We start from the raw sequence: 15,215 nt of genomic DNA, 5'->3' as shown, positions 1-15,215 counted from the left end.
CGGGCGTCGGAGGGGCAACCCTCTATTCTCCACTTTTGGCCCCGCTCGAAGGCCACTTTCTGAGTAGGGTGACCCCAATTCCGGGGATTCAGAGCTCGTTCAGGAAGCGAACCTTGACCTTTTTGCCCTTGACCTTGCCCGCCGACAGCTTGCTGACCGCCTGGCGCGCGATGCCGCGCTCGACCGCCACATAGGTGTGGAAATCGGTCACGTTGATCTTGCCGATCTGCGCGCCCGTGAAACCCGCTTCACCGGTCAAGGCACCCAGCACGTCGCCGGGGCGGATCTTTTCTTTGCGGCCGCCCAGGATCTGCAGGGTGATCATCGGGGGTAACAAAGGCGCCTCGCTGGCGGGCGTCAGTTCGCTGATCGGGTGCCATTCGGATTGTTTGCCCTGCGCGACTTCGATGTTGCCCACGCGGCCCATCTCGTTCATCGTGGCCAGGTTGAGGGCCCAGCCGTTCTGGTCGGCGCGGCCCGTGCGGCCGATGCGGTGCACGTGGATCTCGGTGTCGGGCGTGATGTCGACGTTGATGACGGCTTCCAGCTGCGCGATGTCCAGACCGCGCGCGGCCACGTCGGTCGCCACCAGGACCGAGCAACTGCGGTTGGCGAACTGGATCAGCACCTGGTCGCGGTCGCGCTGTTCCAGGTCGCCGTGCAAAGCCAGGGCTTCGATGCCTTGGGCCTTGAGCACATCGACCAGGTCGCGGCATTGCTGCTTGGTGTTGCAGAAGGCCAGGGTGCTGACGGGGCGGTAATGCTTGAGCAGCAATGACACGGTGTGCAGGCGCTCGGTCTCGGTGACCTCGTACCAGCGCTGGCGGATCTTGCTGTCATCGTGCTGCTGGGTCAGCTTCACCTCTTGCGGATTGCGCAGGAACTGCTGGCTGAGCTTGGCGATGCCTTCGGGGTAGGTGGCCGAGAACAGCAGGGTTTGGCGGTCCTTCGGGCATTGCCTGGCGACCTTGACGATGTCGTCGAAGAAGCCCATGTCCAGCATGCGGTCGGCCTCGTCCAGCACCAAGGTGTTCAGGGCCGAGAGGTTGAGCGTCTCGCGCTCCAGGTGGTCCATCAGGCGGCCGGGCGTGCCGACGACGATGTGCGCGCCGTGCTCCAGGCTGTCGATCTGGCCGCGCATGGGCGTGCCGCCGCAAAGGCTCAGGATCTTGACGTTGTCCTCGAAGCGGGCCAGGCGGCGAATTTCTTGCGTGACCTGGTCTGCCAGCTCGCGCGTGGGGCACAGCACCAGGGCTTGCACCGCGAAATTCTTGGGATCGAGGCGCGTGAGCAAGGCCAGGGCGAAGGCGGCGGTCTTGCCACTGCCGGTCTTGGCCTGCGCGATCAGGTCTAGGCCTTGCAGCGCGATGGGCAGGGCGGCGGCCTGGATCGGCGTCATGGCCAGGTAGCCCAGCTGTGTCAGGTTGTCCAGCATGGCGGGGGCCAGGGGGAGTTTGCTGAAGGGCTGGCTGGCGGGGGCGTGAAGGGTCGGGGTGGGGGAGGTCATGGGCGGGATTATCCGCTTCGGGCCTTTCCCCCGCTAATTTGCAGGCGCCTCGGTGCTCAGGGCCGAGGCATGGTGCGCGATGTGGTCGCGCATGAAGGTGCTGATGAAGTAGTAGCCGTGGTCGTAGCCTTCGTGCCGGCGCACGGTCAGGGGCTGGCCCTGTTGCTGGCAGGCGGCTTCCAGCAGGTGGGGGTGCAACTGATCCGGCAAGAATTTGTCGGCCAGGCCCTGGTCGATCAGGATGGGTGGGCACTTGGCGCCGGCCTTGACCAATTCGGTGGCGTCGTGCCGCGCCCAGGCGGCTGACTCATCGCCCAGGTAGCCTTGCAGCGCCTTGCGGCCCCAAGGGCATTGGGTGGGCGCGGCGATCGGTGCGAAGGCCGACACGCTCTTGAACAAGTGGGGGTGCTTCAAGGCCAAGGTCAGGGCACCATGCCCGCCCATGGAATGGCCAAAGATGCCGGTGCGGGCGGCATCGCCCTTGAAGTGCCGCAGCACCAAAGGCAGAAGCTCTGCCGTCAGGTAGCTTTCCATGCGCCAGTGGCGTGACCAGGGCTCGGCCGAGGCATCCAGGTAGAAGCCGGCGGCGGTGCCGAAATCCCAGTTCGCATCGGCGCCTTCCACGCCAGTGTGGCGCGGACTGGTGTCGGGGCTGACCAGAATCAGGCCATGCTCGGCGGCGTATTGTTGCGCACCGGCTTTGATGGCGAAGGTCTCTTCGGTGCAGGTCAGGCCGGCCAGGTAGAACAGCACCGGCGTGCTGGTCGAGGTCAGCGCCTGCGGCGGTCGGTACACGCCAAAGCGCATCGGCAAACCGATGGTGCTGGACGTGTGCTGGTAGAAGCCTTGCAGGCCGCCGAAGCAGGCGTGTTCGCTGAGCGTTTCAATGGCCATGTCAGTACATCACCACCGAGCGAATCGACTCGCCCCGCTTCATCAGGTCGAAGCCTTCGTTGATCTGGTCCAGCGACAGCTTGTGCGTGATCAGGTCGTCGATGTTGAGCTTGCCCTCCATGTACCAGTCGACGATCTTGGGCACGTCGGTGCGGCCGCGCGCGCCGCCAAAGGCCGAGCCTTCCCACTTGCGGCCCGTCACCAGCTGGAAGGGGCGGGTGCTGATCTCGGCGCCCGCTTCTGCCACGCCGATGATGATGCTGCGGCCCCAGCCCTTGTGCGTGCACTCCAGCGCCTGGCGCATGGTGGTGGTGTTGCCGATGCATTCGAAGCTGTAGTCGGCGCCGCCGTCGGTCAGTTGCACGATGGCGTCGACCACGTTGGGGACATCCTTGGGGTTGATGAAGTGCGTCATGCCAAACTTGCGCGCCATGGCTTCGCGACCAGGGTTCAGATCCACGCCGATGATCTTGTCGGCACCCACCATGCGGGCCGCCTGGATCACGTTCAGGCCGATGCCGCCCAGGCCGAACACGACCACGTTGGCGCCGGCTTCGACCTTGGCATTGAACAGCACCGCGCCCACGCCGGTGGTCACGCCGCAGCCGATGTAGCAGACCTTGTCGAAGGGCGCATCGGGCCGGATCTTGGCCAGCGCGATCTCGGGCACCACGATGTGGTTGCTGAAGGTGGAGGTCCCCATGTAGTGCAGCAGCGGCTTGCCGTCGATCGAGAAGCGCGAGCTGCCGTCGGGCATCAGGCCCTTGCCCTGCGTGGCCCGGATTTTCTGGCACAAGTTGGTCTTGCGGCTCAGGCAGAACTTGCACTGGCGGCACTCGGGCGTGTACAGCGGGATGACGTGGTCGTCCTTGCGCAGGGAAGTCACGCCCGGGCCCACGTCGACCACCACGCCCGCGCCTTCGTGGCCGAGGATGGCGGGGAAGAGGCCTTCGGGGTCGGCGCCCGACAAGGTGTAGTAATCGGTGTGGCAAATGCCGGTGGCCTTGACCTCGACCAGGACCTCGCCCTCGCGCGGGCCATCCAGGTCGACGGTTTCGATGGTCAGGGGTTGTCCTGCTTTCCAGGCGACGGCGGCGCGTGTCTTCATGGGGGTTCTTTCAAGGGTGGGCGGGGAGTGGGGCGATGATATTCTGCCGCCATGAAAAACGCCCCCAGCCAGGACCCATTGCATGGGATGACGCTCGAGATGATCCTGAACGCGCTGGTGGCCGGGTATGGCTGGCCCGAATTGGGAAAGCGCATCAACATCCGTTGCTTCCAGGCCGATCCCAGCGTTTCGTCCAGCCTGCGTTTTCTTCGCAAGACGCCTTGGGCGCGCGAGAAAGTGGAAGGGCTTTACCTTTTCATGTTGCGGGAGCAGCGTCGTCAAGGTTGTCGCGGCGAATAGACGCCGCGTTTTTTTTATCGTGCCAGTCTTGGAATTCTGGTTTCATCTGGTAACTTCCCCGCCGATCTTCTTCACGAAGGGTCATTTTGCAGTTGATCGACAGGGAGCGACTTTGAAAACCAGCGTCAGTGTCAAATGGGCCGGGGCGACCATCGCCATCGGCTTGATGTCGGGTTGTGCCATGAAGGCACCCCCCTACCAACCATCCATCGACAACGTTCAGCTTTTGCAGCGCGCCAAGGTGCGTCCTGCCAATCTGGGCGAATTCAGCGTGAAAGCCGGCGCGGTCGGTGCCACCGAAATCAAGGTGCGCGCCAACACGATGACCTCGCCAGTGGGCAACAGTTTCGCGTCCTACCTGGGCAATGCGCTCAAGCAGGAACTCGAGATGGCGAACCTCCTGGATCCCAAGGCCCAGCTTGAAATCTCGGGCACCTTGCTCAGCACGGACATCGACACCGCCATGGGCACCGCCAGTGGTTACGCCGAAGCGCGTTTCGTGGTCAAGCAAGGCGGCCAGGTCCGCTTTGACAAAGTCAAACGTGGCGAGCACCAATGGGAGTCTTCGTTCGCCGGCGCCGTGGCCATTCCTGCGGCGCAGATCAACTATCCCGTGATCTTCCAACACTTGCTGTCGGCGCTGTACAGCGACAACGATTTCCAAAACTCATTGAAGTAAAAAGAGACATCCCATGACCTTGAACCACATCACCCGTGCATTGGCTGGCCTTGGCTGCGCCGTTTCCATCGTCCTCCTGACAGGCTGCGCCCATCCCATCACCCTGGTGCCCGACCTGGCCACCGTGCCCGCCGCTTCGGCCAAGATCAACAAGACGGCAGGCTACGTCGTGTCCGCTGAAGACATGGCCAAGGAAGTCGAAACGCCCGGCGGCGGCGGCGACAAGGTCAAATACGCACCGTACAAGGACTTGGACGTTGGCCTGTACAAGTCTTTCAGCCAGGTCTTCACCAACGTCGTCAAGCTCAAGAGCGTGAACGACGTGGAAGGCATTGCTTCTCAAGGTGTGTCGCTGGTGATTTCGCCGAGCATCGCCACGGACTCTTCGTCCAGCAGCGCTTTCACCTGGCCCCCGACCAAGTTCACGATCACGCTGACCTGCACCGTCGTTGATGCGAAGGGCGCCCCGGTCACCGTCATCACCTCGAAGGGTGAAGGCGCTGCCGAGTTCAGCGAATTCAAGAGCAACTTTTCGCTGTCCGCCAAGCGCGCCTCTGAAGATGCTTTGAAGAACCTGGTCAAGGCCCTGTCGGAGTCCGAAGCCCTGCGTCGCTGATCGAGCATGGGTTCGCGCAGGCGGTAGAGTAGCCGCTGCTGCCTGTTCGATCCCTTCCATGTCTCTTTCTTCGCTCGTTTTTCGTTTCATCTTCCGCCACTGGCGTGCCTACGGCCCTTCAGCCGTGATGCTCGTCGTCATCGCGCTGCTCACCGTCTGGCTGCCACGCCAGGTGGGGCACTTGGTCGATGGGCTGGTGGCCCGTCAGTTGGACACCGCCGGCCTGCTGCGCCAAGTGGGCCTGATGGTGTTGGCCGGCCTGGCCATCTACCTGATGCGCGTGACCTGGCGGCAACTGCTGTACGCAGCCGCCTACCGCCTGGGCGTCGAGTTGCGCACCCGCTTGTATGAACGCCTCACTCTGCAAGGCCCACGCTTCTACCAGCACCGCCGCACGGGCGACCTCATGGCCCTGGCCACCAACGACATCGATGCGGTCGAGCAGGCGGCAGGCGAAGCGGTGTTGGCGGGCTTCGATGGAACGCTGACCCTGCTGCTGGTGATCGGCTCCATGGTGCTGGGCGTGGACTGGCGCCTCACGCTGGTGGCGCTGCTGCCGTTCCCCATCATGGCTTGGGCGTTTTGGTGGATCTCGAACCACGTGCACACGGCCTCGCGGCAATCACTGGACAACTTTGGCCATTTGAACGACCAGGTGCACGAGACCCTGTCGGGTGTGCGCACCGTGCGGGCCCTGGGCCTGGAAGCGCGCAGCCTGGCCGACTTTGCGGCGCTGGCCGACCAGGCCGCGCAGACCAGCCTGACAGCCCAACGCTGGGAAGCCGCCTACGAGCCCGCCGTCAGCTTCACGCTGGGCGCGGCCACGGCCTTGAGCCTGGGCATGGGCGGCTACCTGGTGTGGCATGACGAACTGACCATCGGCCAGTTGACCAGCTTCAGCCTCTACCTGGGGCAGATGATCTGGCCCATGTTCGCGGCCGGCTGGGTGCTGTCTTTGATCGAGCGTGGCCGCGCGGCCTGGGACCGCTTGCGGCCTGTGCTGGACGAGCCCCTGACAGTGCAAGACCAGGGCACGGTGCGTGCCATCCAAGCCGGTGCCTTGCACGCCCATGATGTGGTCTTCGCCTACCCCGGCCATCCCAAGCAAGCCTTGTCGGGCGTGTCGCTGAAGGTAGAGCCGGGCCAGACCTTGGGTTTGGTCGGCCCCACGGGTTCGGGCAAATCCACCGTGGTGCGCCTGCTGCTGCGCCATTTCGCGCCCGATGCTGGCCTGGTGCAATGGGGCGGCGTGCCCCTGGCCGACTACCAGCTCGACACCTTGCGCCGAGCCGTGAGCTGGGTGCCGCAGGAACCTTTCCTGTTTTCCGCATCCGTGGCCGACAACATCGCGCTGGCCAAGCCGCAGGCCACGCGCGCCGAGGTTGAACACGTGGCCCGCATGGCCGCTGTGCACGACGACATCCAGCGCCTGCCGCAAGGCTACGACACGCCCGTGGGCGAACGTGGCGTGACCTTGTCGGGCGGCCAGCGTCAGCGGGTGGCCATCGCCCGCGCTTTGCTGGCCGATGCGCCCTTGCTGCTGCTGGACGATGCCTTGTCGGCCGTCGACACCGACACCGAAGCCAGCATCCTGCGGCACCTGCGTGAGTTGCGCGCCCAACGGCCTGAACGCATCGTCATCGTGGTCAGCCACCGGCTCAGTTCCGTGGCCGATGCCGACCACATCCAGGTGCTGAAGGAAGGCGCGGTGACCGAGCAGGGCAGCCACGCGCAACTGCTGGCGCAAGAAGGTTGGTACGCGCGCCAATGGCGCTACCAGCAGCTTGAACAACAACTGGAGGCCGACGATGCAGCCGCTTGACCGACGCCAAGCCCTGAGCCTGCTGCACCGCGCCGCCAAGCCCGAGTTGCACCACCTGCGCGCGGGCCTGCTGTGGCTGGTGCTGGTCGCCGGGCTGGAGGCCATGGGCCCCATCCTGGGCAAGGCCTACATCGACCGCTACCTGATGCCGCACCAGGGCACCTGGCCCGACATGGCCGGCCTGCTGGGCGGCGCCCTGGTCATGGCCTGGGTGGCGAGCTGGGTGCGCTATGGCCAGCTCATCCGCCTGGCCGGCCTGGCCATGCGTTCGGTGCAGCGCCTGCGCGAAGAGGTCTACGGCCACGTGCTGCGCCTGCCCATGGCGTACTTCGACCGCGCCATCACGGGCCAACTGGTGAGCCGCGTCACCAACGACACCGAGGCTGTCAAGGCGCTGTACGTGCAGGTGCTGTTCGTGATGCTCGACAGCATCGTGGCCCTGGCCGCTGCCTTGGTGGCCATGGCCTACCTGGATTGGCACCTGATGCTGGTGGTGGCCCTGCTGGTGCCCGCCGTCACGGGCATCGTGTGGCTCTATCAGCGCCTGAGCGCCCCGGCCGTGACGCGCTCACGCCAATTGCGCAGCGACCTGACCGCGCAGATGGGCGAGTCCATCGCGGGCATGTCGGTGCTGCAGGCGAGCAATGCCACGCCTCGTTTCGCCGAGCGTTACGCCAACACAGCGAACGAGCAACTGCAGGCCCGCCGCGCCGAGTTGCGCGCCAACGCCTGGCTGCTGCGCCCCGCGCTCGATTTGCTCAACATCTCGCTGCTGGCGCTGGTGATGATGGTGTTCGGCCTGCGCAGCCAGGGCGGCAGCCTCAGCGCGGTCGAGATCGGCGTGCTTTACGCCTTCATCAGCACCATGGCGCGTGTGGTCGAGCCCCTCATCCAGATCACCACGCAGTTCTCACAACTGCAGCAGTCGATGGTGGCGGCCGCGCGCGTCAACACCTTGCTGCAGGAATCCGAATCCCTGCGCGCCAGTGGCCAGGGCCGCGTCACGCAGGGAGGCATCGACATTCGGCACCTGACCTTCGGCTACGCCAGCAACCCACCGGTGCTGCACGATGTGAGCCTGCGCGTCGCTCCCGGCCAGTTCATCGGCATCGTGGGCCACACCGGCAGCGGAAAATCGACCTTGTTGTCGTTGATGCTGCGCTTTTACCAGGCCACGCCCGGCATGGTGATGATCGATGGCCAGAACGTTGATGACATCGACGACCACGCCTTCCGCCAGGCCGTGGGCCTGGTGCCGCAAGAGCCTTTCCTGCTGGCCGCCAGCGCGCGCGAGAACATCGACATGGGCCGCGGCCTGAGCGCACAGCAGATCGAAGACGCCGCGAAAGCCGCCCAGGTGCACGACTTCATCCTGACGCTGGAAAAGGGCTACGACACGCCGCTGGGTGAAGGCGGTGCGCGCCTGTCGGTGGGACAGAAGCAACTGCTGGCCATGGCGCGGGCGCTGGCTGGCCAGCCGCGCATCCTTTTCCTGGACGAGGCGACCTCGCACATTGACAGCGACACTGAACGGCTGGTCCAGAAGGCGCTGGACGCCTTGCATGGCCAGGTCACCGTGGTGGCCATCGCGCACCGTTTGTCCACCATCCGCGACGCCGACGCCATCGTGGTGCTGCACCATGGCCGCATCGCCGAACAAGGCGCGCACGAGGCGCTGATGGCGCTGCCCGAAGGCCGTTACCAGCGCCTCTACCTGCTGCAGCAATGGCAGGCGCAGGAAGCGGCGCCATAATCCGACCCATTGCTATACACGTGTGCACCATCGCCCGGCAAGTGGGCATTCGCGCCGCATTCAACTCAACATGTTCCAAAGAATCGTTCAATTCGCCAAGGCCGTGCTGGCCAGCACCATCATTGCGGTGAGCACCTTGGTCCATTTCACCCTCATGGTGCCTTTTGCCTTGCTCAAGCTGGTGCTGCCCTTTCCGGGCGTGCGCAAGGTGACCGACTACGCGCTGAACAAGATCGCCGACAACTGGGTGGGCGTCAACAGTCTGTGGATGGACGCCATCGGGCGCACGCGCTGGCAGATCACCGGCGCGGAGAAATTCAAACGCCAGGGCTGGTACTTGGTCAGCAGCAACCACCAGAGCTGGGTCGACATCCTCGTGTTGCAGCGGGTGTTCGGTGGGCGCATCCCCTTGCTCAAGTTCTTCATCAAAAAGGAACTGATCTACGTGCCCGTGATTGGCCTGGCTTGGTGGGCGCTCGACTTTCCCTTCATGAGTCGCAAGGGTGGCAAGGCCAGCGCGACCAAGGACCTGGAGGCCGCGCGCAAGGCTTGCGAGAAGTTCCGCGCGGTGCCGACCTCGGTGATCAGCTTCCTGGAAGGCACGCGTTTCACGCCGGGCAAGCACGATGGCCAGCAGTCGCCCTACCAGTACCTGCTCAAGCCCAAGACGGGCGGCATCGGCATGGCCCTGGCGGTGATGGGCGAGCAGTTCGACGCCATGCTGGACGTGACCATCGTCTACCCGGCGGGCGTGCCCACCTTCACCGACCTGATCAGCGGCCGCCTGAGCGATGTGATCGTGGACGTGCGCCAGATCGCCATCCCGCAGGACCTCAAGACTGACACCGGCCACGACACCGGTTACCGTGCGCGCTTGCAGGCTTGGATCAATGGCTTGTGGGCCGAGAAAGATCGCCGCATCGGCGAGTTGACCGCGGGATTCAAGCCCCGCTGAGGTCGGCGCAGGCCGCGCTCAGGCCTTGTAGCCGGGATCGAGCCGTTCCAGCTTGCGGATGAGGGCTGGCCACACAAAGGCGCCACCCAGGCTCCCGGTCTGCACCTTCATCGCGTGGGCCACCCCGTCCACGATCTGCGGGTGCACCTGCGTCAAGGCCGCGCCACCCGACTGCGCCGCGATCTGGATCTGGCAAGTGCTTTCGAAGATGTACATCGACAGGAAAGCATCGGCGATCGTCGGGCCCACGGTCAGCAGGCCATGGTTGCGCAGCATCAGGAAATTCTTCGTGCCCAGGTCGGCCTGCAGGCGGGGTTTCTCTTCGTCGCGGAAGGCCACGCCTTCGTAGTCGTGGTACGCCAGCGAAGCCAGCACGAAGGTGCTTTGCTGCGAGATGGGCAGCACGCCATCTTTCTGCGCCGACACCGCCACACCCGACCGCGTGTGGGTGTGCAGCACGCAGCCGGCGTCTTCACGCGCCGCGTGCACCGAGCTGTGGATGGTGAAGCCCGCCGGGTTGACCGGGAAGGGTGAGTCGCTGAGCTTATTGCAGTCCTGGTCCACCTTGACCAGGCTGGACGCCGTGATCTCGTCAAACATCAGGCCGTAGGGGTTGATGAGGAAATGGTGCTCGGGCCCTGGGATGCGCGCCGACACGTGCGTGAAGACCAGGTCGCTCCATCCATAGGCCGCGACCAGGCGGTAGCAGGCGGCCAGGTCCACGCGCAGCTGCCATTCTTCGGGGCTGACGCTGTCTTTCAATGAGGGGATGTTCAGGCTCATGCGAAGGTCTCCTGGTGTTGTTGGCGCAGCAGATTTTTCTGCACCTTGCCCATGGCATTGCGGGGCAGGTCTGTCGTGAAGAACACGCGCTTGGGCACTTTGAAGCCAGCGATGGTGTCCTTCAGGGATTGGATCAGCGCCTGTTCGTCGAGCGCCTCATTGTTTTCCGCCACCACGATGGCGATCACGCCTTCCCCGAAATCAGGGTGCGGCACGCCGACCACCGCCGATTCGACCACGCCAGGCAGCTTGTCGAGGTGGCTTTCGACCTCGGCCGGGTAGACATTGAAGCCGCCACTGATGATGAGGTCCTTGGCGCGGCCGCTCAGGTGCACATAGCCCTGCGCATCAAGCAGGCCGACATCGCCGGTGCGGAACCAGCCCTCGGGCGTGAAGGCTTCGCGGGTTTTGTCGGGCATGCCCAGGTAGCCGCTGAACACATTCGGGCCGAGCACCTGCACGTGGCCCACGGTGCCGGTGGCGCAGGGCGCATCCTGGTCGTCCACGATGCGCAGGCGCACGCCGGGCAGGGGTCGGCCCACGCTGCCGGGCAGGCGCGGGCCTTCGCGCGGGCGGCAAGGGTTGGAGCACAGCATGCCGGTCTCGCTCATGCCATAGCGTTCCAGGATCTGGTGCCCGCTGCGCTGTGCGAAGGCTTCGGCGGCGGCGGTCAGCAAAGGGGCTGATCCGCTGACGAAGAGGCGCATGTGGGCGCAGGCGTTGGGCGTGAGGTAAGCCGTGTCGAGCAGGCGGCCGTACATGGTGGGCACGCCCATGAAGACGGTGGCCCGTGGCGCGGTGGTGTCCTCGATCTGCAGCATCACGCCGGTGGCGTCGAACTTGTTGAGCCAGCGCATGGGCGTGCCCGACAGCAGCGCGCAATGGCCCGCCACGAACAGGCCGTGGATGTGGAAAATGGGCAGGGCGTGCACCAGCACGTCGTCGGTGCGCCAGTCCCATTGGCGCAGCAGGGTGCGGGCGTTGCTGAGCAGGTTGCCATGGCTCAGCAGGGCGCCCTTGCTGCGGCCGGTGGTGCCCGAGGTGTACAAGATGGCGGCCAGGTCGTCCGCCTGGACGGAGGCCGTGTCGTGCTGGTCGGACTGTGCCGCGGCGTGCGCCAGCAGGCTGCCGGTGCGGTCGTCGTTCAAGGTGAACAGGTGGGCGACGCGGCCTTGCGCGGCCAGTGGCACGACCCAGTCCTGGTCTGGCGACCGGCACACCAGCACCGAGGGGCACGCGTCGTTCACGAAATAGTCCAGCTCGGTCTGGCGGTAGGCCGGGTTCAGCGGCAGGAAGGCGAAGCCGGCCCGCAGGGTGGCCAGGTAGAGCACCAGGGCCTCGACCGATTTGTCGACGTGCGCGGCGACCACGGGCGGGCGCCCGGCCACGCCTTTCAAGCGCAGACCGGTCAGCAGGTTGGCGACCATGGCGGTGGCGCGGTCCAGGTCGCGCCAGGTGTAGTGCAGGCCCGTGTCCGTCAGGATGGCGGCATCGTCCAGGGTGGCCGGCCAGGCGGCGGTGAGGGCGGTGAACAAATTCATGGGCGTGATGATGCGGCATCCGGGCCGGCTTTACGAACTGAAACCTGGCAAGTCTTGAACTTCACGGGAGCCGCCCCCATCCTATGAGAACTGCTTTTGGAGGTACCTGACATGCGCTTGAAACGATACTGGATGACGGGCTGCATGGCCCTGGTCCTGGTGGCGGCCGGACGCTTGCCCGATGTGCCCGACAGCGAGGATGCGGCCGACTCCAAGGTGGGCTGGGTGACCCTGACCAGCAAGCACAGCCTGGACGACACGGTGAACAAGTTGACGCAGGCGGCGCGCTCGCGCGGCATGTCGATCATGGCCAAGGTGTCGCAGAAGCGTTCAGATGACCGGGATATGGGCAAGGCGCCGGCTTTGGTGCTGGTGTTGGGCGACCACGACGGCCACACGCCGGTGGTCCAGGACAGCTCGAACGCCAGTCCGCATTTGCCGATGAAGGTGCTGGTGGAAACGCGGCGCGATGGCTCGACGGCGGTCAGTTTCCATGACGGCGCCACGCTGTTGAGCGATGCGGATGTGCCGTCCGAATTCATTGGCGGGGTGAGGCAGTTGGCCCGGGTGGTGGGGGCTGCGGTCGGTTAGTGGCTTGTGTTGGGTGGCATGCAAAGGTTGCTGCTCAGTGTGGCCACGCGAGGCTGGGCTGAGTCGGTGGCTGGCGGGGCTCCTGCGGTGACGGTCCGCCGCGTTGCGGCAGACTGCTCTGCGGTGCTCTGCCACGGCGGGCGGCTGCGGAACTCGCCGTCCTTCGGCGGCTCAGACAGTCCTCGCCGACCCCTCGCGCTGCGAGGGGCAACCCGCCGTGGCCTGCGCTCCTCGACGCCACCGAAGTCGCCCCGCCAGCCACCGACTCATCCTTGACCGCCTCGCTGGTGGCATGGCACGAAAAGGAACCGTGCCATGCCGCCAGCGGGGCGGGGGAAAAAGTGCTGGGGCGGCCTCCGGCGGGGCGCCTGGCTTGGTGCTGAGAAGCACAGCGCCGAGGTGGGCGCGCGCAGCGCGCATCAACATCTGACCGGCCGTGGTTGTCTGAGCGCAGCGGCGTAGCCGCGAAGCGAGTTCCACGGCCCCACCTCGGCGCGAGCATCGCAAGGCAGTCCCGCTACGCGGGACCACCAAGCAGAAGCCCCGCCGGAGGCCGCCCCAGCACCCCCGCCTCGCGCTGACCGGCCAAAGCGCCCAACCCTGCGAAAACAGAAGGTCAGGTATCAATCGCCCGCGCCGACCCCGCCACCTTGCGCAATTCGAACTTCTGAATCTTCCCGGTGGACGTCTTGGGCAACTCCCCAAACACCACCGCTTTGGGCACCTTGAAACCTGCCAAGTGCTGCTTGCAGTGCTTCACGATCTCTTCCGCGGTCACAGAAGCCCCGGCCTTCAGCTCGACGAACGCACAAGGCGTTTCACCCCATTTGTCATCGGGCTTGGCCACCACCGCCGCGGCCAGCACCGCAGGGTGCCGGTACAGCACATCCTCTACCTCGATCGACGAGATGTTCTCGCCCCCCGAGATGATGATGTCCTTGCTGCGGTCCTTGATCTTGCAGTAGCCATCGGGGTACTGCACCGCCAGGTCGCCCGAGTGGAACCAGCCTCCCGCGAACGCCTCCTGCGTTGCCTTCGGGTTCTTCAGGTAACCCTTCATCGTGATGTTGCCGCGGAACATGATCTCGCCCATGGTCTCACCATCGGCCGGCACGGGCTGCATGGTCTCGGCGTTCATCACCGTCACATTGCGCTGCAGGTGGTAGTTCACGCCCTGGCGCGCGTTCAAGCGAGCGCGTTCGCCGATGTCCAGTGCGTCCCAGTCCTCGTGCTTGACGCAGACGGCGGCCGGGCCATAGACCTCGGTCAGGCCGTAGACGTGCGTGAGCGTGATGCCCAGTTGCTCCATGCCTTCGATCATCGCGGCGGGTGGCGCGGCGCCCGCCACCATGGCCTGGATGCCTGGCGGGATGCCCAGGCGCAGCGCCGCCGGCGCATTCACCAACGAGGCGTGGACGATGGGCGCGCCGCAGTAGTGCGTGACGGCGTGATCGCGGAAGGCATCGAACACCGCCTTGGGTTCGACCTTGCGCAGGCACACATTCACGCCGGCCCGCGCCGCCACCGCCCAAGGGAAACACCAGCCATTGCAATGGAACATCGGCAGCGTCCACAGGTAGACGGCGTGCTTGGGCATGTCCCATTCCAGGATGGCCGAGATGGCGTTGACCGCCGCGCCCCGGTGGTGGTAGACCACGCCCTTGGGGTTGCCGGTGGTGCCGGAGGTGTAATTGAGGCTGATGGCGTCCCACTCGTCGCCGGGCAGTGCCCAGTCGAAGGCCGGGTCGCCGCTGGCCAGCAAGGCTTCGTAGTCCAGAGCACCGATGCGTTCGCCCGGCCCGGTGTAGACCACGTCATCGACATCAATGACCAAGAGGGGACTCGTGGACTTGCGCAGCGCCAGTGCCTGGGCCATGACGCCGCTGAATTCGCAATCCACCAGCACCGCCTTCGCCTCGCCATGGTCCAGCATGAAGGCGATGGCTTCGGCGTCCAGGCGGGTGTTCAGGGCATTGAGCACGGCCCCGGACATCGGCACCCCGAAATGCGCCTCGACCATGGGTGGCGTGTTGGGGAGCATCACGGCCACGGTGTCGCCCTTGCCCAGTCCGCGTCGGTTCAAGGCGCTGGCCAGTTGCCGGCAGCGGGCGTAGGTCTGGGCCCAGGTTTGCCGCAAGGCGCCATGGACGATGGCCGGCCTCGAGGGGTAAACCAGGGCAGCGCGTTCGATGAAGGACAGCGGACTCAGCGGCGCGAAGTTGGCCTCGTTGCGGGGCAGGTCCTGGTCGAAGATGTTGTGCTGACTCATGTGGGGGTCTCCTTCGGTTCCTCGGTCTCGGTCGCCCCGGGCGCGATGACCCGGATGCGCGTGCCATGCAGGCTGACGACCTGGCCCGCGCGGATCTTGGCGGTCTTGCGCAGCTCGTCACGGCCGTCCACCTGGATCATGCCTTCGGCCACCATGGTTTTGGCGCGCCCGCCGCTTTCGGCCAGGCCCGTGGCCTTGAGCAGGCGGTCCAGCGTGATGAACTCGCCACGCAATTCGAAGGTGATCTGATTCAGGGTGGCCATGGATTCGGGGGATGTCGGATTGCGCCTGGTGGGAAGCTCGGCGTTTGGCTGGGATCAAAAGGTGCACGACTGGGCCGTGCCGGTGCACAATCGCGGGATTGTCGACCTTATTGTCCAGGCCTTGAAACCTGCCG

14 protein-coding genes are annotated in these 15,215 nt (G+C 65.4%); 7 read left to right on the top strand and 7 right to left on the bottom strand.

Annotated elements, in window-relative coordinates; translation table 11 throughout:
* Positions 1 to 88: 88 nt before the first annotated feature.
* Genes dbpA through ACREB4_RS17325 form a run of 3 tightly spaced genes read right to left on the bottom strand, consistent with a single transcriptional unit; the run spans position 89 to position 3,509 of the window.
* Positions 89 to 1,507 carry an ATP-dependent RNA helicase DbpA gene (gene dbpA, locus ACREB4_RS17335; protein WP_431589491.1) on the bottom strand — a complete coding sequence of 473 codons (1,419 nt, stop codon included), beginning with the start codon at positions 1,505 to 1,507 and terminating at the stop codon, positions 89 to 91.
* A gap of 33 nt (positions 1,508 to 1,540) precedes the next feature.
* Entirely contained in the window at positions 1,541 to 2,401 is an 861-nt protein-coding gene (gene fghA / locus ACREB4_RS17330; RefSeq protein ID WP_431589490.1) for an S-formylglutathione hydrolase, read from the bottom strand.
* A 1-nt stretch (position 2,402) separates the two neighbouring features.
* On the bottom strand, positions 2,403 to 3,509 hold the full coding sequence (locus ACREB4_RS17325) for an S-(hydroxymethyl)glutathione dehydrogenase/class III alcohol dehydrogenase (protein ID WP_431589489.1): 1,107 nt from the start codon (positions 3,507 to 3,509) through the stop codon (positions 2,403 to 2,405).
* 51 nt (positions 3,510 to 3,560) lie between these two features.
* On the opposite strand from ACREB4_RS17325, the gene ACREB4_RS17320 reads away from it, so the two are divergent.
* From ACREB4_RS17320 to ACREB4_RS17295, 6 genes are all read left to right on the top strand, one after another.
* Complete coding sequence (locus tag ACREB4_RS17320; protein WP_431589488.1) at positions 3,561 to 3,809, top strand: VF530 family DNA-binding protein; 249 nt, start codon at positions 3,561 to 3,563, stop codon at positions 3,807 to 3,809.
* A gap of 181 nt (positions 3,810 to 3,990) precedes the next feature.
* Complete coding sequence (locus ACREB4_RS17315; RefSeq protein WP_431589487.1) at positions 3,991 to 4,488, top strand: hypothetical protein; 498 nt, start codon at positions 3,991 to 3,993, stop codon at positions 4,486 to 4,488.
* A 13-nt stretch (positions 4,489 to 4,501) separates the two neighbouring features.
* Positions 4,502 to 5,104: a hypothetical protein gene (locus ACREB4_RS17310; protein ID WP_431589486.1), complete on the top strand. Its 603-nt coding sequence runs from the start codon at positions 4,502 to 4,504 to the stop codon at positions 5,102 to 5,104.
* Positions 5,105 to 5,162: 58 nt separating this feature from the next.
* On the top strand, positions 5,163 to 6,926 hold the full coding sequence (locus ACREB4_RS17305) for an ABC transporter ATP-binding protein (RefSeq protein ID WP_431589485.1): 1,764 nt from the start codon (positions 5,163 to 5,165) through the stop codon (positions 6,924 to 6,926).
* Entirely contained in the window at positions 6,913 to 8,679 is a 1,767-nt protein-coding gene (locus ACREB4_RS17300; protein WP_431589484.1) for an ABC transporter ATP-binding protein, read from the top strand. The genes ACREB4_RS17305 and ACREB4_RS17300 overlap by 14 nt, the downstream gene beginning before the upstream one ends.
* 70 nt (positions 8,680 to 8,749) lie before the next feature.
* Positions 8,750 to 9,634: an acyltransferase gene (locus ACREB4_RS17295; RefSeq protein WP_431589483.1), complete on the top strand. Its 885-nt coding sequence runs from the start codon at positions 8,750 to 8,752 to the stop codon at positions 9,632 to 9,634.
* Positions 9,635 to 9,652: 18 nt separating this feature from the next.
* Here the strand turns inward: ACREB4_RS17295 and ACREB4_RS17290 are convergent, their stop codons facing one another.
* On the bottom strand, positions 9,653 to 10,417 hold the full coding sequence (locus ACREB4_RS17290; protein WP_431589482.1) for a class II aldolase/adducin family protein: 765 nt from the start codon (positions 10,415 to 10,417) through the stop codon (positions 9,653 to 9,655).
* The gene (locus tag ACREB4_RS17285) at positions 10,414 to 11,958 is read right to left on the bottom strand and encodes an AMP-binding protein (RefSeq protein ID WP_431589481.1); all 1,545 of its coding nucleotides are present in this window, start codon (positions 11,956 to 11,958) and stop codon (positions 10,414 to 10,416) included. Before ACREB4_RS17285 ends, ACREB4_RS17290 begins: the two co-directional genes overlap by 4 nt.
* A gap of 111 nt (positions 11,959 to 12,069) precedes the next feature.
* Here ACREB4_RS17285 and ACREB4_RS17280 point away from each other — a divergent pair, with 111 nt between their 5' ends.
* Complete coding sequence (locus tag ACREB4_RS17280; RefSeq protein WP_431589480.1) at positions 12,070 to 12,549, top strand: DUF302 domain-containing protein; 480 nt, start codon at positions 12,070 to 12,072, stop codon at positions 12,547 to 12,549.
* Between the two features lie 616 nt (positions 12,550 to 13,165).
* On the opposite strand, the gene ACREB4_RS17275 is transcribed toward ACREB4_RS17280, so the two are convergent.
* Together ACREB4_RS17275 and ACREB4_RS17270 are read right to left on the bottom strand one after the other, a co-directional pair.
* Positions 13,166 to 14,818 carry an acyl-CoA synthetase gene (locus tag ACREB4_RS17275; RefSeq protein ID WP_431589479.1) on the bottom strand — a complete coding sequence of 551 codons (1,653 nt, stop codon included), beginning with the start codon at positions 14,816 to 14,818 and terminating at the stop codon, positions 13,166 to 13,168.
* Positions 14,815 to 15,081: an RNA-binding S4 domain-containing protein gene (locus ACREB4_RS17270; RefSeq protein WP_431589478.1), complete on the bottom strand. Its 267-nt coding sequence runs from the start codon at positions 15,079 to 15,081 to the stop codon at positions 14,815 to 14,817. The genes ACREB4_RS17275 and ACREB4_RS17270 overlap by 4 nt, the downstream gene beginning before the upstream one ends.
* Positions 15,082 to 15,215 lie beyond the last annotated feature (134 nt).

This window comes from Aquabacterium sp. (assembly GCF_050725395.1).
Taxonomy (GTDB): Bacteria; Pseudomonadota; Gammaproteobacteria; order Burkholderiales; family Burkholderiaceae_C; genus Aquabacterium.
The sequence above is the reverse complement of the archived record's forward strand: the minus strand, read 5'-3'. Positions and strand labels throughout refer to the sequence as shown.